Here is a 20,497-nt window from a genome sequence, read left to right as displayed (position 1 = left end):
GACCGCGGTCACCGTCTGGTGTGGTGGTTCGGGGGGCCGAGGCCCGGGAAGGATCGACGACATGATCATTTTTGGCACCAAGGGGTACCTGTACCAGCTCGCGATACTGACGCTGGTGTGCGCGCAGTGCGGGAACCCCGCCGCGCACACGCTCAGGAAGCGGGTCACCAAGTTCACCCTGTTCTTCGTCCCGCTGTTCCCGGTCTCGACGAAGTACACGACGCAGTGCACCTTCTGCGGCGCGGAGCAGAAGGTGACCAAGGAGCAGGCCGAGCAGCTCCAGGCACAGGCGATCGGCGGCGGACAGGGCTACGGGCAGCAGTCGCAGCAGCAGCCGTACCAGTCCTAGCCGCTCCACGCCTCGTCGTACGGGTCCTGCGGGACCGGGACCGGTTCGGCGCGGGTGACCTCGAGGTACGGGACGGGGCCGTCGTTGACGGGATCCTTCGTACGGCGCGGCGTGTAGCGGCCGGTGACCTCCAGCCAGGTGTCCGGCCGGAGGACCGGAGGGACCTCGCCGGTGAGGGCGATCTTGACCGGCTGGGCGTCGGCGGCACAGCAGTTGAGGCCCATACGGACCAGGTACGGGGTGCCGGTGCCGTCCAGGGCCACGAAACCGGTGACGGAGATCGAGCGGTCGCGCAGGTGACGGCCGTGGTCGTAGACCGCGCGGGCCGCGTACTCCCCGACCCCGAGACGCAGCGGCCCCCGCTCGGGCAGCTCCGGGTAGCCGAGGGGTTTCTGCAGGGCCGTACCGGTGTGGGTGGCGCTGTAGGAGCCGAGGGCGGGCGGGGCGACCAGGATCAGGGCGAAGAGGGGGAGGGTCAGGAGCCAGGAGACACGGGGTTCCCGGTGCGCCTCCTTCGACTCCTCCGGCTCCGTTGATTCCTTTGATTCCTTTGATTCCTTCGAGCGCGGCCCGCGACGCCACTCGTACCAGACCGTCGCCGCCGCCGTCGCGATCAGTACCGCGCCCGACAGCAGGAGCAGCGGGCGCAGGCCCGCCTTGACGTACCGCAGGTGCAGATCGGTCAGGCCGGCGTGCAGCACGGTCGCGCCGAGGAGGAACAGCAGGGCCGCCTGGGCCTGGTGGTTCAGGGCCGGCTTCACAGCAGCACCGCTCCCGTCAGGGCCGATACGACCACCGCCAGGGCGAAGGTCGCGGGCGCGAAGCGCAGGGCGAAGGCGCGGCCGAACGTGCCCGCCTGCATGGCGAAGAGCTTCAGGTCGACCATCGGTCCCACGACCAGGAAGGCGAGCCGGGCCGTCAGCGAGAACTGGGTGAGCGACGCCGCCACGAACGCGTCCGCCTCCGAGCAGATCGACAGCAGCACCGCCAGGACGGCCAGGGCCAGCACCGACAGCACCGGGCTGCCGGCCGCCGCGCGCAGCCACTCCGCCGGGACCACCGCCTTCAGCGTGGCCGCAGCCATCGCGCCGACCACCAGGTAGCCGCCCGCGTGCATCACGTCGTGCCGTACCGAGCCCCAGAACGCCGCGCCCCTGCCCCGGCCGTCGTACGGCGAACGGGAGGGCGGGCGCAGCCAGTCGGTGCGGCCGAGGCGCTGCCACAGCCAGCCCATCGCACACGCCACCAGCAGGCTCGCGACGAAACGGGCCAGCACCATCTCTGGGTTGCCGGGGAAGGCGACCGCCGTCGCCGTCAGCACGATGGGGTTGATCGCGGGGGCGGAGAGCAGGAACGCCAGAGCGGCCGCCGGCGCCACTCCCCTGCGCACCAGCGCGCCCGCCACCGGCACGGACGCGCACTCGCAGCCCGGCAGCACCGCCCCCGCCGCGCCCGCGACGGGTACGGCCAGCGCGGGGCGCCTCGGCAGGGCACGGGCGAAGAACGACGGCGGGACGAACACCGCGATCGCCGCCGACAGCAGGACGCCGAGCACCAGGAAGGGGAGTGCCTGGAGGACCACCGCCACGAACACCGTCATCCAGCTCTGCGTCACCGGCGTGGCCAGGGCGCGGCGGACGGGGTCCTGGAGCATCACGGCCGTGAGGAGGACGAGGGTGAGGAGGAGGGGGGAGGTGAGGTGGCTGGACTCCTCGTCGTGCGTCTCCTCCCCCCGGCTGCCGTGGGGTTCGGCGGTGCCGTGCGGGGGCGGTTTCGTGATGGCCACGGGCCGGGTGCACCTCCGGTGGATGCGCGTGAGAGAGAACGGGGCCGCGCTCGGGCCCCTACTCCCTTGGTACGGAGGCCGGGACGCGGCCGTTCAGAGGTGACCTGGAACCACCCGTCACCATGAGGCAGTCTTCTCCCCTGTGGTGAGCCTCCTTCCCAACCCGGCCCTGCCCAGCGACCCGTCGGCGCACATGGTGGTGTGCGGCGACGACGGGCTGGCGCACCGACTCGCCGCCGAACTGCGCGGGGTGTACCGCGAGCAGGTGACCCTCGTCGTACCGCCGTCCGGGCGCAGCGGCCGGCAACCGATGGCGGGACGGGCCCGCGCGGCCTCCGCCGCCCTGCTCGACCGGGTCGTGACCGCCGTCAACCGGGGCAACGGCGGGTCCGACGACACCTTGGCGCCCGGCGAACGGGTCGTGGAGGCCGCCGAACCGACCGAGGCCGTGCTCGCCGAAGTCGGGGTGGAACGCGCCGCCGCGCTGGCGCTGGTGTACGACGACGACGAGACCAACATCCGTGCCGCCCTGACCGCCCGCCGGCTCAACCCCCGGCTGCGGCTCGTCCTGCGGCTCTACAACCGGCGACTGGGCCAGCACATCGAGGAACTCCTCGATCAGGCAGCCGTGTTGGCGGGTGGCGGCAGTGGCGGCGGTGCCACGGGACGTGGCGAGGCCGGTGGGGCCGGTGGGGCCGACATCGCCACGACCGTGCTGTCCGACGCCGACACGGCCGCGCCCGCGCTGGTCGCCACCGCGCTCGTCGGCACCAGCAAGGTCGTCGACGCGGAGGGGCTGCTGCTGCGGGCGGTGGAGCGCCGGCCTCCGGGGCCGGGCGAGGTGGCCGATCCGGGACTGTGCACACTCGCGCTGCTCTCCGCGACCAGCAACGACCCCGCTGGGGCCGAGGGTTCGGAGGACAGCGGCGAGCAGGGGCCGCAACTGTTGCCCGACGCGGCGGCGGTGGCGGCGGCGACCGGGCGCGGGACGGTGGTGCTGGAGCAACTGTCCTACTCCGGGCCGTCGTTGCCGGCCGGGCGGGGCGGTCCCCCGTTCGCCTCGCTGTTCTCGCGGCGGCTGCGGTGGTCGCTGGCGGGGCTGGTGGCGGCGGTGATCGCGCTCGCCGTCGCGCTGACGGTGGTGACACAGGACAATCCGCTGCACGCCACGTACGTCACCCTGCTCGACCTCTTCGCGATCAACGAGCCCGCGCACAACCAGTCCACCGGGCGGCAGGTGCTGCAACTGCTGTCCATGCTGGTGGGGTTGCTGCTGCTGCCGGTGCTGCTGGCGGCGGTGCTGGAAGCACTGGGGACGTTCCGCACGGCGTCGGCGCTGCGGAAGCCGCCGCGCGGGCTGGGCGGGCACGTGGTGCTGCTCGGACTGGGCAAGATCGGGACGCGGGTGCTGACGCGACTGCGGGAGCTGCACATCCCGGTGGTGTGCGTCGAGGCCGATCCGGAGGCGCGGGGGATGGCCGTGGCGCGGCGGCTACGGGTCCCGGTGGTGCTGGGTGACGTCACGCAGGAGGGGGTGCTGGAGGCCGCGAAGATCCACCGTGCGGACGCGTTGCTCGCGCTGACCAGTGCGGATACGACGAATCTGGAGGCGGTGCTGTACGCGCGGTCCGTACGGCCCGATCTGCGGGCGGTGCTGCGGCTGTACGACGACGACTTCGCGAAGGCGGTGTACCGGACGCTGCGGACCGCGCATCCGTCGGCGCTGACGCGGAGCCGGAGCGTGTCGCACCTGGCGGCGCCGGCTTTCGCCGGGGCGATGATGGGGCGGCAGATCCTGGGGGCGATACCGGTGGAGCGGCGGGTGCTGCTGTTCGCGGCGGTGGTCGTGGGCGGGCACGCGCAGTTGGAGGGGCGGACGGTGGGGGAGGCGTTTCGGGCGGGGGCCTGGCGGGTGCTGGCGTTGGACACGGCGGGGTCCGCCTCCGGCGGGGAGGAAGCGCCGGGTTCCGGGCTGGTGTGGGACCTCCCTGACACGTATGTGCTGCGTGCCGAGGACCGGGTGGTGCTGGCCGCCACCCGGCGGGGGCTGGCGGAGTTGCTGGGGCGGCGGGCGCGGAGCGCGACGTAGCGCGTGCCGTGTGCCGCTGGGCGGGGGCGGGCTTCACCCACCCCCGCTGCGGGGTGCGCGGGCTGCCGCTGGGCGGGGGTTGGCTTCACTTGCCCGCGTTCGCGAGGTGCCGCTGCGCCCACCCGTGCCGCCCCAGCGGCACGATTGCCCGCAGCTACAGCGGCCCGGTTGCCCGCAGCTACGGCGGTGCGGCTGGCCGCAGCTACGGAGGCGCGGCGCGCCCTGCGGCCGCTGGAGGGTGGGCGCCGCCCCAGCGGCACGATTGCCCGCAGCTACGGCGGTGCGGCTGGCCGCAGCTACGGGGGCGCGGTCGGCCGCGGCTATGCGGGCAGGTGCCGGGCTGCGAACTCGAGTTCCAGGTGGACCTGTTTGATGCGTTCGTCCACTACCAGGGAGCCGTGGCCCGCGTCGTAGCGGTAGACCTCGTGGGGGGCGTCGCGGGACTCCAGGCGTTTGACGTAGTTCTCGATCTGCCGGATGGGGCAGCGGGGGTCGTTGACGCCCGCCGAGATGTAGACCGGGGCCTTCACCTGGTCGACGTAGGTGATGGGCGAGGACGCCTCGAAGCGGTCGGGGACCTCCTCCGGGGTGCCGCCGAGCAGCGTGCGGTCCATCGCCTTCAGCGCTTCCATCTCGTCGTGGTACGCCGTGACGTAGTCGGCGACCGGTACCGCCGCGATGCCCAGCGCCCACGCGTCCGGCTGCGTACCGAGGCCCAGCAGGGTGAGGTAGCCGCCCCAGGAGCCGCCGGTGAGGATCAGCCGGGCCGGGTCGGCGAGACCGGAGGTGATCGCCCACTCCCGCACCGCCGCGATGTCCTCCAGCTCGATCAGGCCCACCCGGTGCTTCAGCGCGTCGGTCCAGGCGCGGCCGTAGCCCGTGGAGCCCCGGTAGTTGACGCGGACCACCGCGTAGCCGTGGTCGACCCAGGCGGCCGGGCCGGCCGCGAAGGAGTCGCTGTCGTGCCAGGTGGGGCCGCCGTGGATGTCGAAGACGGTCGGGAGCGGACCGCTCGCGCCGGCCGGCTTCTGGACGAGGGCGTGGATACGGCCGCCGGGTCCCTCCACCCACACGTCCTCCACCGGGACCGACCCGGGCGACTTCATCCCGGGCGGGTCGAGGACCACTCCGCCCGCCGTGGACCGCACGGCCGGCGGCTGGGCCGCCGACGACCACAGGTACTCCACGCTGCCGTCGGGCCGGGCCGTCGCACCCGAGACCGCGCCGCGCGGGGTGGGGATCTCCACCAGCCGGCGCCCGGCCAGGTCGTAGCGGAACAGCTCGCCGCGGGCCTCGAAGCCGTGCGCGATGAGCAGCCCCGTGCCGTCCGGATACCACTCGGCGCTCACGTCACCGGGCAGCTCCAGCGCGAGGTCGGTCTCCTCCCCCGTCGCCACGTCCCACACCAGCGGCTCCCAGCGTCCGCGCCGCTGGTGACCGATGAGCAGCCGGGTGTCGCCCGCCACCGGCGCGAAGCCCAGCACCTCCAGGCCCAGCTCCCGGGTGCCGCCCTCGGTGTCGTCGAGCTCGGCGACCGTCGTGCCGTCGGGCCGCAGCACCCGCAGCGCGGAGTGCATCGCGTCACCGTGCTCGGTGTGCTCCACGGCGATCAGCGAACCGTCGTGGGAGAGGTCCCCGACGCCCGCCGACTCACGGTGCCGGTAGATCTCCACGGGCCCCTCTCCCGTCCGGGCCAGGTGGATCGTCGTGCCGTCCTCGTCCGTGGAACGGCCCACGACCGCCGTACGGCCGTCCCGGCCCAGCGCGAGACCGGCGGGGTAGGAGGGGTCCAGGCCCGGGGCCGCGAGTTCGTCCTCGCCGCCCGTGAACCGCTGCCGGCGCCACACGCCGAACTCGTCGCCGTCCTTGTCGTCGAACCACCAGATCCACTCGCCGTCCGGCGAGAGCACGCCGTCCGTCGTGCCGTTGGGCCGGTCCGTCACCTGCCGCTGCTCGCCCGTCGCCCGGTCCCAGGCGTACAGCTCGTACGTCCCCGTCGCGTTCGACACGAACAGGGAGCGGTCGGGGGCGTCCTCCGCCCAGTCGGGCAGGGACACCCGGGGCGCCCGGAAGCGCTTCTCCCAGTCGGGCATGCCCGCGCCCTGTTCCACTCGCTCGGTCTGGTGGTCGGCCCGGCCCGGCGCGTCGGACCCGTTGCTCTCAGTCATGACCCCATACTGCCTGTCCGGAAGGACATCGCGCCGCCGAGGTCCCCAGCCTGTGGACAACTTCTTCCCGATCCTTCACCGGCCCCTCGTCGGGGCCGTCCGCCGCACGGTGACCCCGCGGGCCGGGAACCACCCGGGGGCCCGTACCGTTGAAGGCGTGTACCGGTTTCTGCTGACGCCCCGCTGGTGGGGGATCAACGTCTTCCTGCTGCTCTCCATCCCCTTCTGCGTCTTCATGGGGTCCTGGCAGCTGGGCCGGTTCGAGGACAGGGTGGACAACCACCGCGACGCCGAGGCGCGCATCGCCACGGACAAGCGGGAGGCGGCCAGGCCGCTGGACGACCTGCTGCCCGTGACCAAGGCCACCTCCGGCAAACAGGCCACGGTGAGCGGCCGGTACGACACCCAGCTCCTCGTGCCCGACCGCAAGCTGGACGACAGGGACGGCTACTACGTCCTGACCCTGCTGCGCACCGGCACCGGCCGGGCGCTGCCCGTCGTCCGGGGCTGGCTGCCCGGCACCCCCGACCCGGCGAGGACGCCCGCGGCGCCCACCGGCGAGGTCACCGTCACCGGCGCGCTCCAGGCGTCCGAGACACCGGGCAGCAACGGCGTCAGCGCCCGCGGCGGCCTGCCCGAGGGACAGACGGCGGCGATCAGCTCGGCGTCGCTGGTGAACCTCGTGGAGTACGACGTGTACGACGCCTGGCTCACGCTCAACCGCGGCGACTCCGGCATGAAGGCGGTGCCGGCGACCGCGCCGAGCGGCACCGGCCTCGACCTGAAGGCGTTCCAGAACCTCGGCTACACCGCCGAGTGGTTCGCCTTCGTGGGCTTCGTGATCTTCATGTGGTTCCGTCTGTTCCGCCGCGAGCTGGAGTTCGTCCGCGACGCGGAGCTGGGCCTGGTCCCGGACGAGGACGACGGGGACCAGGACAGGGACGACGGGAACGAGGACGGGAAGCGGGAACCGCAGCGGCCGAGTCCGTCGGCGGTCTGACGACAGGCCGACCGCCGGCAGCCGCCGGCGGACCGGGGGCCCGGAGTCCCGCCCCCGCCGTAGGGCCGGTCACACCCCCGACAGCAGCCCCGTGAAGTACACCGTGCCCGCGCACGCGTTGCTCACCGTCGTGGTGGCCGAGCCCGAGCCCGTGGACGACGTGTACGTCACCGCCACACTGCCGTCTCCCGTGCCGTCCTCCCTGACCAGCTGGGTGACCATGCCGCTGTCGGTGCCCGTGGACGCGCCGGTCGTCGTGGTCGGGGCGCCGCTCGGTGTCGGGTCGGGCGAGGGACCCCCGGTGCCGCCGCCGCCCGTGCTGTCGCCCGGAGCCGCGCAGGTCTCGGAGGGCACCCAGGCGAACTTCACCTCGTACGCCGCACCCGGCTTGAGCACCAGCTCCGCGACCTCCAGGGAGGGGTCGGGCAGTCCGGCCGCCGCGTCCCCCGCCACATGCCGCGCCGAGGTCACCTTGGTGGCGTCGGCCGCGCCCTGCGGGGTCGGGGTCACGGTCCCGGCGCCCTCGACGGTACAGCTCGCGGTGGAGACGTTGACGACCCGGAAGGAGCCGTAGACCGCGCCCATGGTGTCGGGTGCGGCGCTGGACGCGGTCGCCGGGCCGAGCTGGGCGGCGGTGCAGGCGGGCACCCCGGCGGAGAGGCTGGCCGAGGGGTCGGCCCCCTCCGTCGCCCCCGTGCCGGAGCCGGTGCTCGTGCCGCCCTTGTCCTGTTCCTTCTTGTCGCCCTTGTCGGTCCCCTCGACCTGGTCCGAGGCGCCGCCCGCGGTGCTCTCCCCGCTCTCCGGGTCCTTGCCCTGACCGGTGCCGCCCTGCGCCTGAGAGGCGTGGCCGACGGCGGAGGGGCTGGCGTCGGAGTCGGTGACGCCGGAGACGTGGACGAGGGCGGGGACGGCGGTGCCGAGGAAGAGGGCGGCGGCGGCCACGCCGACGAGGGCCTGGCGCTTGCGGGCCCGGCGGGCGGGGACGGCCCGGCGCAGATAGTCCAGGGTGCCGTCGCCCGGCTCCACCTCCCGCACCGCGCGGTGCAGCAGGGTGCGCAGTGCCAGCTCGTCCGCGTCGAGCCCCTCGGAGCCCTGTTCGTCCAGGCCGTCGTTCACAGTTCCGTTCCCAGCGTGCGTGTGCTCCGGCTCGTTCCCGTCGCCGGTTTCCCGTACGTCCTCGGGCGCGGGCACGCCCTCGGACTCCCGCGCGGCGTCGGACGGACGCGAGCCCTCCGGCCCGCGCTCCTCGCGCCGCGCGTCCTTGCCCTCGCTCATGCCGGCGCCTCCATGGCCAGCCGCAGCGCCGCGATACCGCGTGAGCCGTACGCCTTCACCGAGCCCAGCGAGATGCCGAGGGTCTCGGCGACCTGCGCCTCCGTCATGTCCGCGAAGTAGCGCAGCACCAGCACCTCGCGCTGACGGCGCTGGAGGCCCTTCATCGCCTTGATCAGCGAGTCGCGCTCCAACTGGTCGTAGGCGCCCTCCTCCGCGCTCGCCATGTCGGGCATGGGCTTGGAGAGCAGCTTGAGGCCGAGGATGCGGCGGCGCAGCGCGGAGCGGGACAGGTTGACGACCGTCTGGCGCAGGTAGGCCAGGGTCTTCTCCGGGTCCCGGACGCGTTTGCGGGCGGAGTGGACGCGGATGAACGCCTCCTGCACGACGTCCTCGCAGGAGGCGGTGTCGTCGAGGAGGAGTGCCGCGAGACCCAGCAGCGAGCGGTAGTGCGCGCGGTAGGTCTCGGTGAGATGGTCGACGGTGGTGCCGGCCGCCACGACGTCGTCGGTGCCGTCACGCTGACCTGGTATGCGGGCGGGGCGCGCTGCGGGCATGGGCGCGATCACCGGCATGCCGCCGCCGGACGCACCGGGCACGCGGGGTCGGCGAGCCTGGCGGGGCGGCCGTAGGGCCGTGCCGCGCGGCGCTGTGAAGTCGAGTACCTCAGCCACGCCAGTTGGACACGCTCCCCCCGGTAAGGGTTGTACGTGCCGGGCGTCACTTTTGCGGCGGCCGGTGTGGCCGGCCGTCCGCCCGCGTCAGGCAGCACCACCGACAGCACATCAAATGCCCTCATGTGTCCCGCTCTTCCCCTGTGTCCCATGTGAACGGACGTCCCCACGCCCGGTTCCGGACGTCCCCACGTCCGGAGAGCAGCGCCCCCACGCCCCCGGTAAGGGTGACCGCAAAGACGCTCCCCGCCCTCCGCGCGGTTGCGGAGAACGGGGAGGTGAATCCTCGTGCAAGCCTCGTACGGGCCTTGCTCAATCCTCCGTCGCCGAAACGGCCTGATCAAGGGGCGTCCGGCCGGGAATCCGGCTCACAAGGCTTACACAGATCCTACAAATGAATCCTGTGCGATCCAGAACTTTTCACCGTTCAACCGCCACGAGTTCGGCGATCTGAGCGGTGTTCAGCGCCGCCCCCTTGCGCAGGTTGTCCCCGCACACGAAGAGCTCCAGCGCGGTGGGGTCGTCCAGGGCCCGCCGCACCCGCCCGACCCAGGTCGGATCGGTGCCGACGACGTCGGCGGGGGTGGGGAACTCCCCCGCGGCCGGGTTGTCGAACAGGACCACTCCGGGCGCGGTGGCGAGGATCTCGCGCGCCTTGTCGACGGTGACCTCGCCCTCGAAGCGGGCGTGCACGGTGAGGGAGTGCGTGGTGATCACCGGGACGCGCACGCAGGTGACCGCCACGGGCAGGGAGGGCAGACCGAGGATCTTGCGGGACTCGTCCCGGACCTTCATCTCCTCCGAGGACCAGCCGTCCTCGCGCGGCGACCCGGCCCACGGCACGACGTTCAGCGCGACCGGCTCCGGGAACGGCCCGGTGTTGTCCCCCACGGCCCGCCGTACGTCACCGGGGTGGGTCCCCAGCTCCGTGCCGGCCACCAGGGAGAGCTGCTCGCGCAGGGTGCGCACGCCCGCGTGTCCGGCGCCGCTGACCGCCTGGTACGAGGAGACCACCAGCTCGCGCAGCCCGAACTCGGCGTGCAGCGCGCCCAGTGCGACGATCATCGACAGGGTGGTGCAGTTCGGGTTGGCGACGATCCCGCGCGGGCGCCTGCGCACGGCGTGCGGGTTGACCTCGGGGACGACGAGCGGCACGTCCGGGTCCATGCGGAACGCGCCCGAGTTGTCGACCACCACCGCGCCCCGCGCGGCGGCGACGGGCGCCCACCGCTCGGCGACCTCGTCGGGCACGTCGAACATCGCGACGTCGACCCCGTCGAAGGCCTCCTCGGTGAGCGCCACGACCTCGACCTCCTCACCGCGCACGGCCAGCTTGCGGCCGGCCGAGCGCGGGGAGGCGATCAGTCGGATCTCGCCCCAGACGTCCGCCCGCTGGGACAGGATCTGGAGCATGACCGTGCCGACGGCCCCGGTCGCTCCCACGACCGCGAGCGTCGGCCGCCCGGAACGTCCGGGTCCCTCGGTCCCGGCCATCAGCGGCCGGTGCCTCCGTAGACCACGGCCTCGTCGCTGTCGGAGTCCAGACCGAACGCCGAGTGCACGGCGCGGACGGCCTCCGGCACGTCGTCCTTGCGGGTGACGACCGAGATGCGGATCTCGGAGGTCGAGATCAGCTCGATGTTCACACCGGCGTCGCTGAGCGCGGTGAAGAAGTCGGCGGTGACGCCCGGGTTGGTCTTCATACCGGCGCCGACCAGGGAGATCTTGCCGATCTGGTCGTCGTAGCGCAGGGAGTCGAAGCCGATGGCGCCCTTGTTCTTCTCCAGCGCGTCGATGGCCTTGCGGCCCTCGGTCTTCGGCAGGGTGAAGGAGATGTCCGTCAGGCCCGTGGACGCGGCGGACACGTTCTGCACGACCATGTCGATGTTGATCTCGGCATCGGCGATCGTGCGGAAGATCGAGGCGGCCTCGCCGGGCTTGTCCGGCACGCCGACGACCGTGACCTTGGCCTCGGAGGTGTCGTGCGCGACACCGGAGATGAGAGCCTGCTCCACCTGCTTGTCCCCTTGCTTCATCGGCTCACTGCTGACCCACGTGCCCTGCAGCCCGCTGAAGGACGAGCGGACGTGGATCGGGATGTTGTACCGGCGGGCGTACTCCACACAGCGGTGGAGCAGCACCTTGGACCCGGAGGCCGCGAGTTCGAGCATGTCCTCGAACGCGATCCAGTCGATCTTCCGGGCCTTCGTCACCACGCGCGGGTCGGCGGTGAACACACCGTCGACGTCCGTGTAGATCTCGCACACCTCGGCGTCGAGCGCGGCGGCGAGGGCGACGGCGGTGGTGTCGGAGCCGCCGCGGCCGAGCGTGGTGATGTCCTTGGTGTCCTGGCTGACGCCCTGGAAACCGGCGACGATGGCGATGTTGCCCTCGTCCACCGAGGCCTTGATCCGGCCCGGCGTGACATCGATGATGCGGGCTTTGTTGTGGACCGAGTCGGTGATGACACCTGCCTGGCTGCCGGTGAAGCTCTGGGCGTTGTGACCCAGGTTTTTGATCGCCATGGCCAGCAGGGCCATGGAGATCCGCTCTCCGGCGGTCAGCAGCATGTCGAGCTCGCGCCCGGCAGGGATCGGGGAAACCTGCTCGGCGAGATCGATCAGCTCGTCCGTCGTGTCGCCCATCGCGGAAACCACGGCGACCACCTGGTGGCCGTTCTTCTTGGCTTCCACGATCCTCTTGGCGACGCGCTTGATGCCCTCGGCATCGGCTACGGAGGAGCCTCCGTACTTCTGCACGACAAGGCCCACGTGCGCTCCTCGCTCAGTCCGTCGTTTTCCACAGTCCGCCCACATATGTGTGCGCTGCGGTCGGCTCAGTCTATCGAGCGCCCGAAAAACCCCTCCGCGATATCGCATGGTGAGACTCCCCGGCGCCCGTGCAGGGGGCTCATGCCCATCCCGACGCGGACCACTCGGAAAAGTGCCCCGCGTCACAGTCGGACTCGGTCGACGAGGCCCTTGAAGGTTCGGTGAACCTCCGCTCCCGTCACTCCGCCACCGCGTAGCCGGGTACGGACGGCCACCGGACGGTCAGCACCACCGATTCCTCCTCCGCGAACCAGGAGTGGTCGGTTCCCCGTCCCCACACGACGTAGTCGCCCTGCTCTGCCAGGAGGACGCTGCGGCCGGGGAGCTCGACCCGGAAACGGCCGCTGACGAGGACCAGGAGGGCCGTGCGTTCCTCGCCCCTCACCCACCGCGCTCGCTCGTCACCACGCGGGTGGACACCCCACTTGATCTCCACCGCCTCGCTGTGGCGAGGGTCCCCGGCGTCCTTGAAGTGCCCGAGGAGCCAGCCCCGGTCCAGCGCCGCGTCCTTGCCCGCGTTGCCCACGTACACGCCGTCGGTCATGTGACCGGGCGCACGCCCAGCGACTCCCCCAGCTCCTCCGCCATGACCTGGCCCGCCTCGAACTCCAGGGTGTCGTCGCCCATGCCCTGGTCGGTGTCGAGGCCGTCGAGTTCGGCCAGGGGCTGGTTCAGGCGGACGTGGGCCACCACCGACTGCAGCGCCCGCAGGGTCGCGGAGGCCGTGGTGCCCCAGTTGGAGAAGTAGGAGAACTGCCACCACCACAGGGCCTCCGTGGTGCGGCCGGCCTTGTAGTGGGCCATGCCGTGGCGGAGGTCGGTGATGACGTCGGTGAGGTCGTCGGAGATGCGGGCCGGGACCGGGGCCTTGCGGGGCTCGTAGGGGTCGAAGACCTCCGAGTAGACGTCGACCGGATCCAGCATGCGGGCGAGGTTCTCGCGGAGTTCGTCCACGTCGGCCTCCGGGCCCATGTCGGGCTCGTAGCGCTCCTCGGGGACGATGTCCTCGTGCGCGCCCAGGCGGCCGCCGGCCAGGAGGAGCTGGGAGACCTCCAGGAGGAGGAAGGGGACCGCCGAGTCCGGCTCGTCGCCCTTCGCGACCTCCGTGACGGCGACCAGGAAGCTCTCGATCTGGTCGGCGATCTGGACGGCGAAGTCGTCGGGGTTCTGGTGCGTCGCGTGCAGCGTGGCGTCAGACATCTAGGAGTCGTCTCCCCTCGAAGGCGCGGCCGAGGGTCACCTCGTCCGCGTATTCCAGGTCGCCACCCACCGGGAGGCCGCTGGCCAGGCGGGTGACCTTCAGGCCCATGGGCTTGATCATGCGGGCGAGGTACGTCGCCGTGGCCTCGCCTTCCAGATTCGGGTCCGTGGCCAGGATCAGCTCCGTGACCGTACCGTCGGCCAACCGCGCGAGAAGTTCTCGTATACGCAGGTCGTCCGGGCCCACCCCGTCGATGGGGCTGATCGCGCCGCCGAGGACGTGGTAGCGGCCCCGGAACTCACGGGTGCGCTCGATCGCCACGACGTCCTTCGGCTCCTCCACGACGCAGATGACGGCCGGGTCGCGGCGGGTGTCGCGGCAGATGTTGCACTGCTCCTCCTGCGCGACGTTCCCGCAGGTCGCGCAGAAGCGGACCTTCGCCTTGACCTCCATCAGCGCGTGCGCCAGACGCCGTACGTCCGTCGGTTCCGCCTGGAGGATGTGGAAGGCGATCCGCTGCGCGCTCTTGGGACCGACGCCGGGCAGCCGCCCCAGTTCGTCGATGAGGTCCTGGACCACGCCTTCGTACAACGGACTGCCGTCCCTTCCTGGTGTTCCTTCAGTACGTACGGTAAGGGCCCGCGGGCCGTCTTCGAAAGGTTCGAAGGGTTCGCGGGTTCAAGAGGTCAGAAGGGGAGACCGGGGAGGCCGCCGCCGCCCAGTCCCTGGGCCAGCGGGCCGAGCTTCTGCTGCTGGAGGGTCTGGGCGTTCTCGTTGGCCGCCTGGACCGCCGCGACGATCAGGTCGGCGAGGGTCTCGGTGTCCTCCGGGTCCACCGCCTTCGGGTCGATGACGAGGCCGCGCAGCTCGCCGGAGCCGGTGACGGTGGCCTTCACCAGGCCGCCTCCCGACTGCCCGTCGACCTCGGTCCTCGCCAGCTCCTCCTGGGCCCGGGCCAGGTCCTGCTGCATCTTCTGGGCCTGCTGGAGCAGCTGCTGCATGTTCGGCTGGCCACCACCGGGGATCACGATTCGGCTCCTTGGTCGGTCCGTCGGTAAGGGTTTTACCGTTCGGCACGAGCCTACGTGGTCGCGGGGGCCGCTGCCCCGACACTCTTTCGAGTGAGTCACGGTGGGGGCCCTATACCTGATCACGGCCATCTTCCGGACGAAAAAGAGCCCGAACCCCCGACGCCGCCACCCATTGGGAGGTAGGAAGGGTCAGGCGCGTGAGCACCTGGCGTCACACTTCATGGACGGACAGTACGCGGAATCAGCAGGGGTCAGTAGGGAGATACCGGGTGGGTCAGCCGGAGATGCAGCCCGAGGGTCGGCCTCAGGACGGGTGGGGCGAAGGGGCGGCCGGGCCCTGGCCGGACGACCTGGAGGGGCGGGAGTTCCCGCTCGGGGACTGGGGCGAGCCGGCGGCCCGGCTGGACGAGCTGTACCGGTGGGTGGAGCGCGGCGCGCTGGACACGGCCGCCTGGTACCTCGCGGAACGGGTGTGGAAGCGGCGGTGCGCGTGGGCGCTGCGGGCCGGGACGGCCGTGGGCGCGCTGACCGGGGCCGCGCTGCCGCTGCTCGACCTGACCGGGGTGGCCGACGGGGCCGCGCCCTGGGGTTATCTGGCGCTGCTGCTCGGGGTGGCCTGTGTGGCCGGGGACCGGTTCTTCGGGATGACGTCCGGCTGGATGCGGGACGTGGCGACCGCGCAGGCCGTGCAGCGGCGGTTGCAGGCGTTCCAGTTCGACTGGGCGTCGGAGTGCGTGCGCGAGGTGCTCGGTCCGGCGGACGGCACGGCGAGCGAGGCGGCCGAGCGGTGCCTGTCGGTGCTGCGGCGGTTCTCGGAGGACGTCACCGAGCTGGTGCGGGTCGAGACGGCCGACTGGATGGTGGAGTTCCGCACGGGGGGCGCGCCGCTGGGCATCCAGACGGCGGTGGCGGGCGCGGGACGCCCGGAGGGTTCCCTCCCGCACGGCCGCTTCCCGTCCCCGCAGGGACCGGCCCGCCCCAACATGCCGCGCCAGCGCCCGCCCGAGCCGCGCTGAACCGGCTGTCCGCCCGAGCCGCGCCGGGCAGGCTCGTCACGGCGTGTCCCGTGCGCACAGCTCCATCCCCTCCGGGGTCCAGCACGGCAGATGGCCGTGGGTGCGGATCACGTCCTGGCCGACGCCGCGCGTGAGGTACGCCAGGAAACCCGACGCCAGTGAGTTCGCCGGCGGCTGCCCGTAGGTGTAGGCGTACTCGATCTCCCGGTACGGGTAGGAGCTCGTCCCGTGCTCGATGGCGTCGACGGACGGGACCTCTTCGTCGAGGTTCAGCCGGTGCAGTCCCTTCGCCCGGGAGGCGCGGGCGTGTTCGCTGTAGCCGATCGCGCCGGGGATGTCGGCGACGGTCTTCAGCACCTGTTCGGTGGAGTCGAGTTCGCAGCGGATGACGGGGGCGTTCGGGTCGTCCTTGTGCACGCAGTCGACGGAGGAGTGGGCGATCTCGCCCCGGCCCAGTACGCGGCGCTGGAAGACCTGTCTCGTACCGGAGTTGGCGTCCCGGCTGACGAGGTGGACCGCCAGGTCCGGGCCGCCGAGCTCGCTCCAGTTCGCGATCTCGCCCCGGTAGAGGCGTCGTACGTCCTCCGTCGGCAGGTTCCGCAGCCCCACGGCGTCGTTCACCACCAGCGCGAACACCGACACCGCCACCTGGTTCCCGCGCAGTTCGGGCAGCCCGCCCGGCTTGGGTCCGTCCGACAGGACCACCAGCGGCGGCGAGCCGTCGTCCGCCTCCGCCCCGGCCGCCACCAGGTCCCGTATCCCGGCCGTCGACCCGTGCGGGTCCACCTCGATGCGCGGTTCCTCGTCCGCGCAGTCCCGCTCGTACTTCTCCGCGACCTCCCGCAGCACCGGCGCGAACGCCGTCGATCCGGTGAGGGTCAGGGTGCCGCTCCTGCAGCCGATGGGCGGCGGGCTGTCGTCCTGGGCCACGACGATCACCGCGAGCGCCACCACGCACAGCGTGAGCGTGATGGTGATCAGCCGTGCCGCCCGGCTGAACAGCGGGGCCTTGTCGTCCGGGGTGGCGCTGCGGTTGCGGTGCACGTCGCCCTCGCTGAGGTCGCCGCTCAGCTGGATACCGTCGCCCACGCGCCCGCCGGAGAGCAGCACCAGCAGTTTGTAGTAGGCGCCCCGGTTCAGCGGGACGCGCGGGAGGCGCAGGGTGCCGTCCTGGTAGCCGAAGCCGCGCTCCTGGGTGAAGTGTTCGAGGAGGTGGCTGGTCTCCGAGGGCTGGGTGACCGAGACGCCGAGGATGGTGCGCTCCGTGAACTCCACGGTCAGGCCGTGGTTTCCCGGGCTCTGGTAGTCGTCGCGGCCGATGGTCTGCGAGCCGTCGTTCTCGATGCGCAGCAGCACCATGCTGGCGTGCGTCATCCCCGCCGAGGCCGTGTCGAACCAGCCCTCCCGCCGGCTGGTGCGGCTCGACCGTTGGCCGTCACCGATCGGGACGTCCAACTGCACGCGGTAGCCGATGCTCCCCCACTGCCTTAAAGGCGTGGGAGGTACCCCCAGCTGCGCGGCACCCGCCGCTCGTACCAGACCATGACGGCGGAGGCGACGACACCGAGGATCGCCGTCGCCACGGCCACCAGGTTCTCCGCGCTCAGCCACTGCATCGTGCCGCCCCCGCCACTGCCCGCACGTCCGACCGGGCAGTCACCGTACGGCCGTACGAAGCGGTCGGCGGTGTGCGTCCCCGGGAGTTCGCCGAACGTTCAGTCCCGCGTGTAGGTGAGCTGTTCGCCGCTGCCGGTGGTCACGCGCCGGAGGGAGCCGCCGGGGAGCAGGGTGACCTCGCTGGCGGAGCCCGGGGTGCAGGCGCCGCTCGGCTGCCCGACCGTCACGGAGGACGGGCCGAGTTCCAGCCGGTCGCCGAAGCCGCCGGTGAGCCGGGCCTCGAAGACGCAGTGGTAGGTGCCGTTGCCGGTGGGCCCGTCGGCGACGAGGGACATGACCGTGTCGCCGACCTCGCCCTGCCGGATGGTCAGCCTGCGGGTGTGCTCGCCGCTCGCGTTGTCGATGGTGGTGGACCAACTGCCCAGGTAGTCGGCGGGAACGGTGCCGTCCGCGGGGGCGGAGGTGCTGGGCCGCCGGGTGTCGTCGGGGGTGGTGGGGGCGGAGCTCTGCGGTGCGCCGCCGGGTGACGGGGGCGCGGTGGGGTCGCCGTCGGCGCGGTTGTCGGCGGTGCCGCCGTTCATCAGCGCGTACACGGTGCCACCGGCGGCGAGCGCGACGACCAGCGCGATCACCACGAGCAGCACGGTGGAACGGTTGTCCCGGCGCGGCTCGGACACCGGCCCGTACGGCGGCGGCCCGTAGGGCGGGGTGTGGCCGGCGGCGGGCCCACCGGAGGGGTAGCCGTACGCGGGCTGCTGGGGATGTCCGTACGGGCCGGGCGCCGAGGGCTGGGCGGGGGCGCCCTGACCGGCCACGAGGGTGGGCAGATGGTCCGCCCCCGGCTGCCCGGGCGGGGGCGGGGAGGCGCTGCCGGCCACGGGCGGCCCGACGGAGTCGTCGGCGGCACGGGCGTGCTCGGGAGGACCCGCGTGGTGGCCCGCCCCGGGAGACGGCGGCTGCCCGGCGGACGCACCAGGACGCGCCGACCCGGGCGGCATCTGCTGCCCAACGGCAGGCCCACCGGGGTACGCCCCCAAAGACGCCGGTCGACCGGCGGCAGGAGCTGCCGTTCCGGCGGGACCGCCGGGCTGCCCTGCGGCACCGCCCTGCCCGGCAGCGGGCACGCCCGGATACCCCGGGTCGGGAGACACCGGCTGCCCGGCGGGACCGCCGGGTGCGGGCGCCTCGGGGCCGGTCGGTCCGGGTGGCGTGGGGGGCCATGCCGCCGGTGCCGAAGCGGCGGCGTGGCCGCCGGGCCGCCCGGCGGGCGGCGTGCCGGGGGCGGCTGCCCCGCCCGGGCCGGGCGGTACCGGTGGCCAGGCGGTGGGAGGCGTGCCCGCCGGTGTGGGTGGCGCCGGGGTTTCCGGGTCCTCCGCGTCCAGGAGGCGGACCGCGTGGCGGCCGAGCTGGGCGACCAGGGCACTCGGCAGCCAGGGGTCGCGGGAGCGGCCGCCGGCCACGGTGTCCTCCGCGCCGGTGCGTTCCAGCACCCGGTCGAGGGTGGGCCGTGCCGCCGGGTCCTTCTTCAGGCAGTCGCGTACGAGGTCGGCGATCCCCTCGGGCACACCGGCCAGGTCGGGTTCCTCCTGGGCGATGCGGAACATCAGCGCGTGCACACCGCTGTTGGCGGTGCCGAACGGGAGCGTGCCGGTGGCGGCGTAGGCGAGCACCGAGCCGAGACAGAACACGTCGCAGGCGGGCGTGATGCGGTCGCCGCGCACCTGCTCGGGCGCCATGAAGCCGGGCGAGCCGACGAGCGCCCCGGTGCGGGTGAGCCCGCCGTCGGTCACCGTCTCCAGCGCCCGCGCGATCCCGAAGTCGATGACGCGCGGGCCGTCGATGGTGACGAGCACGTTGGACGGTTTGAGGTCCCGGTGGATGATCCCCGCGGCGTGGATGTCCTTCAGCGCGTGCGCGAGACCGGCGGCGAGGATGCGTACCGAACGCTCGGGCAGCGCCCCGTGGTCGTGCCCGACCACCTGCTGGAGGCTGGGCCCGGCCACGTACCCGGTGGCCACCCACGGCACGGGCGCCTCGGTGTCCGCGTCGAGCACCGGGGCCGTCCAGTCGCCGCCGACCTGCCGCGCGGCGTGCACCTCCTGGCGGAAGCGCGCCCGGAACTCCTCCTGCTGGGCCAGCTCCCGGCGGATCAGCTTGACGGCGACGGTGCGTCCCCGGTCGGAGCGGGCGAGGTAGACCTGTCCCATGCCGCCGGCCCCGAGCCTGGCCAGCAGCCGGTACGCCCCGATTCCCGGTGGATCCCCGGGCCCGAGCTTGTCCATCGCCACGCCGCCTCCCCCCGATGAGCAACATCCCGAGGATAGTGCGGGGCCGGTACCCGGTGAGCCGGGCGACGTCTACGGTTCCGTAACAGGCGGCCCGAGTGTGTCCAGCACCGCGGACAGGCGTTCCAGCGCCTCCACCGCACGGGCGAGTTCCGCCTCCCCGTACGCCGCTCCGTACGCCTGCGCCAGCCGCTCCGCGAAGGCCGCGTGGCCGGGGTCGATACGGCTGATCGCCGTGTGGCCCCGCTCCGTGGGGGCGAGGAGTTTGGCGCGGCGGTGGGCCGGGTTGGGCCGGTACTCGGCGAGTCCGCGCTCCACCAGCAGGTCGGCGATGCGCTGCACGCTCTGCCGGGTGATGCCCATGGCCCTGGCGATCCCGGAGACCGGCAGCGGCTCGCCGAGGACCGCGCCGAGCACCTGCCACCAGGCGGCGGTGAGCCCGGCGGGCCGGGCCAGCTCCTCGGCGACCGCGAGGAACTGGCCGTTCAGCCGGAAGGTGCCGAGCGCGCCCCTGCTGAGCAGGTCCTGGTGTTCCCCGCTCACCGGGCCGTGGCCTTCGCGTACACGGCGTACGCCTCGGGGTCCGAGTCGTGGAACAGCCGGTACCAGGCGTCGGTCACCGTGTCGTCGTGGACGCCGAGCAGCCGGAAGATCTCGCGGGCGAAGGCGACGGGCTCGGTCGGCCCGGCGGTGACGAGACCGCCGTCGGTGACCGCGTCGGCCTCGACGTACCGGTCGCCGCCCGCGTAGCCGGTCGCGGCGAGGTAGAAGGGGGCGGCGCTGGTGTGCGCGCGGGTGTCGAGCAGTCCTTCCCTGGCCAGCCCGGCGGTGGCGCCGCAGATCGCGGCGACGGGCACACCGGCGTCGAGGAAGGCGCGGGCGGTGCGGGCGAAGGGGGCGAGGTCGTCGCCCTCGTCCCAGCGGTCGGCGCCGGGGAGGATCAGCAGCGCGCTGTCCTCGGGCCGCAGTTCGTCGAGTGTGAGGTCGGACAGGACGCGGAGTCCGCCGATGCCGGTGACGGGCTCCCCGGCCGGGGTGACCGTGCGCACCTCGTAGCCGGCGCGGGCGAGATGCGCGGTGGCGTGACCGGTCTCCCAGTCGGCGAAGGTGTCGTAGAGGGCGAGATGCACGGGCTTGCGGGTCATGACCGCTCCCTTGTGAGAACGCCGATAGATGAC

Annotated in this window: 18 protein-coding genes and 1 pseudogene; 4 read left to right on the top strand and 15 right to left on the bottom strand. The window is 72.9% G+C overall.

Annotated features, from left to right (window positions below; translation table 11 throughout):
- Nucleotides 1-61: 61 nt before the first annotated feature.
- Nucleotides 62-349: a zinc-ribbon domain-containing protein gene (locus ACZ62B_RS09280; protein WP_344559803.1), complete on the top strand. Its 288-nt coding sequence runs from the start codon at nucleotides 62-64 to the stop codon at nucleotides 347-349.
- On the opposite strand, the gene ACZ62B_RS09275 is transcribed toward ACZ62B_RS09280, so the two are convergent.
- Both ACZ62B_RS09275 and ACZ62B_RS09270 read right to left on the bottom strand, forming a co-directional pair.
- The gene (locus ACZ62B_RS09275) at nucleotides 346-1,098 is read right to left on the bottom strand and encodes a TIGR03943 family putative permease subunit (protein ID WP_468883196.1); all 753 of its coding nucleotides are present in this window, start codon (nucleotides 1,096-1,098) and stop codon (nucleotides 346-348) included. The genes ACZ62B_RS09280 and ACZ62B_RS09275 overlap by 4 nt on opposite strands.
- 8 nt (nucleotides 1,099-1,106) lie before the next feature.
- Complete coding sequence (locus tag ACZ62B_RS09270; RefSeq protein WP_468889945.1) at nucleotides 1,107-2,135, bottom strand: permease; 1,029 nt, start codon at nucleotides 2,133-2,135, stop codon at nucleotides 1,107-1,109.
- Nucleotides 2,136-2,328: 193 nt separating this feature from the next.
- On the opposite strand from ACZ62B_RS09270, the gene ACZ62B_RS09265 reads away from it, so the two are divergent.
- Nucleotides 2,329-4,224 carry an NAD-binding protein gene (locus tag ACZ62B_RS09265; protein WP_469689624.1) on the top strand — a complete coding sequence of 632 codons (1,896 nt, stop codon included), beginning with the start codon at nucleotides 2,329-2,331 and terminating at the stop codon, nucleotides 4,222-4,224.
- 320 nt (nucleotides 4,225-4,544) lie between these two features.
- Here the strand turns inward: ACZ62B_RS09265 and ACZ62B_RS09260 are convergent, their stop codons facing one another.
- The gene (locus tag ACZ62B_RS09260; protein WP_344559807.1) at nucleotides 4,545-6,392 is read right to left on the bottom strand and encodes a S9 family peptidase; all 1,848 of its coding nucleotides are present in this window, start codon (nucleotides 6,390-6,392) and stop codon (nucleotides 4,545-4,547) included.
- Nucleotides 6,393-6,549: 157 nt separating this feature from the next.
- Between ACZ62B_RS09260 and ACZ62B_RS09255 the strand changes: the two genes are divergently transcribed.
- Nucleotides 6,550-7,392: an SURF1 family protein gene (locus ACZ62B_RS09255; RefSeq protein ID WP_468721716.1), complete on the top strand. Its 843-nt coding sequence runs from the start codon at nucleotides 6,550-6,552 to the stop codon at nucleotides 7,390-7,392.
- A 69-nt stretch (nucleotides 7,393-7,461) separates the two neighbouring features.
- On the opposite strand, the gene ACZ62B_RS09250 is transcribed toward ACZ62B_RS09255, so the two are convergent.
- The 8 genes from ACZ62B_RS09250 to ACZ62B_RS09215 form a co-directional block, all read right to left on the bottom strand.
- Nucleotides 7,462-8,667 carry a hypothetical protein gene (locus ACZ62B_RS09250; protein ID WP_468721714.1) on the bottom strand — a complete coding sequence of 402 codons (1,206 nt, stop codon included), beginning with the start codon at nucleotides 8,665-8,667 and terminating at the stop codon, nucleotides 7,462-7,464.
- On the bottom strand, nucleotides 8,664-9,239 hold the full coding sequence (locus ACZ62B_RS09245; protein ID WP_030863114.1) for a SigE family RNA polymerase sigma factor: 576 nt from the start codon (nucleotides 9,237-9,239) through the stop codon (nucleotides 8,664-8,666). Before ACZ62B_RS09245 ends, ACZ62B_RS09250 begins: the two co-directional genes overlap by 4 nt.
- A gap of 519 nt (nucleotides 9,240-9,758) precedes the next feature.
- On the bottom strand, nucleotides 9,759-10,832 hold the full coding sequence (locus ACZ62B_RS09240) for an aspartate-semialdehyde dehydrogenase (protein ID WP_344559813.1): 1,074 nt from the start codon (nucleotides 10,830-10,832) through the stop codon (nucleotides 9,759-9,761).
- A complete protein-coding gene (locus tag ACZ62B_RS09235) occupies nucleotides 10,832-12,109 on the bottom strand; it encodes an aspartate kinase (protein WP_344559814.1) in 1,278 nt (425 codons plus the stop codon). Before ACZ62B_RS09235 ends, ACZ62B_RS09240 begins: the two co-directional genes overlap by 1 nt.
- Before the next feature lie 238 nt (nucleotides 12,110-12,347).
- Complete coding sequence (locus ACZ62B_RS09230) at nucleotides 12,348-12,713, bottom strand: cupin domain-containing protein (protein ID WP_344559815.1); 366 nt, start codon at nucleotides 12,711-12,713, stop codon at nucleotides 12,348-12,350.
- The gene (locus ACZ62B_RS09225; RefSeq protein WP_344559816.1) at nucleotides 12,710-13,369 is read right to left on the bottom strand and encodes a DUF5063 domain-containing protein; all 660 of its coding nucleotides are present in this window, start codon (nucleotides 13,367-13,369) and stop codon (nucleotides 12,710-12,712) included. The genes ACZ62B_RS09230 and ACZ62B_RS09225 overlap by 4 nt, the downstream gene beginning before the upstream one ends.
- The gene (gene recR, locus ACZ62B_RS09220; protein ID WP_030863096.1) at nucleotides 13,362-13,961 is read right to left on the bottom strand and encodes a recombination mediator RecR; all 600 of its coding nucleotides are present in this window, start codon (nucleotides 13,959-13,961) and stop codon (nucleotides 13,362-13,364) included. The genes ACZ62B_RS09225 and recR overlap by 8 nt, the downstream gene beginning before the upstream one ends.
- Before the next feature lie 95 nt (nucleotides 13,962-14,056).
- A complete protein-coding gene (locus ACZ62B_RS09215) occupies nucleotides 14,057-14,398 on the bottom strand; it encodes a YbaB/EbfC family nucleoid-associated protein (RefSeq protein WP_073933095.1) in 342 nt (113 codons plus the stop codon).
- Nucleotides 14,399-14,670: 272 nt separating this feature from the next.
- Between ACZ62B_RS09215 and ACZ62B_RS09210 the strand changes: the two genes are divergently transcribed.
- Entirely contained in the window at nucleotides 14,671-15,417 is a 747-nt protein-coding gene (locus tag ACZ62B_RS09210; RefSeq protein WP_344559817.1) for an SLATT domain-containing protein, read from the top strand.
- Nucleotides 15,418-15,453: 36 nt separating this feature from the next.
- Here ACZ62B_RS09210 and ACZ62B_RS09205 read toward each other — a convergent pair.
- The 4 genes and pseudogenes from ACZ62B_RS09205 to ACZ62B_RS09190 all read right to left on the bottom strand — a co-directional run bounded on the left by ACZ62B_RS09205 (nucleotide 15,454) and on the right by ACZ62B_RS09190 (nucleotide 20,464).
- A pseudogene (locus ACZ62B_RS09205) lies at nucleotides 15,454-17,033 on the bottom strand (substrate-binding domain-containing protein).
- Between the two features lie 99 nt (nucleotides 17,034-17,132).
- Complete coding sequence (locus ACZ62B_RS09200; RefSeq protein ID WP_469689621.1) at nucleotides 17,133-19,316, bottom strand: serine/threonine-protein kinase; 2,184 nt, start codon at nucleotides 19,314-19,316, stop codon at nucleotides 17,133-17,135.
- Nucleotides 19,317-19,391: 75 nt separating this feature from the next.
- Nucleotides 19,392-19,862 carry a MarR family winged helix-turn-helix transcriptional regulator gene (locus tag ACZ62B_RS09195; protein ID WP_469689590.1) on the bottom strand — a complete coding sequence of 157 codons (471 nt, stop codon included), beginning with the start codon at nucleotides 19,860-19,862 and terminating at the stop codon, nucleotides 19,392-19,394.
- Complete coding sequence (locus ACZ62B_RS09190; RefSeq protein ID WP_344559819.1) at nucleotides 19,859-20,464, bottom strand: type 1 glutamine amidotransferase family protein; 606 nt, start codon at nucleotides 20,462-20,464, stop codon at nucleotides 19,859-19,861. Before ACZ62B_RS09190 ends, ACZ62B_RS09195 begins: the two co-directional genes overlap by 4 nt.
- Nucleotides 20,465-20,497: the final 33 nt, after the last annotated feature.

This window comes from Streptomyces sp. NPDC053426, from assembly GCF_055585405.1.
The sequence above is the reverse complement of the archived record's forward strand: the minus strand, read 5'-3'. Positions and strand labels throughout refer to the sequence as shown.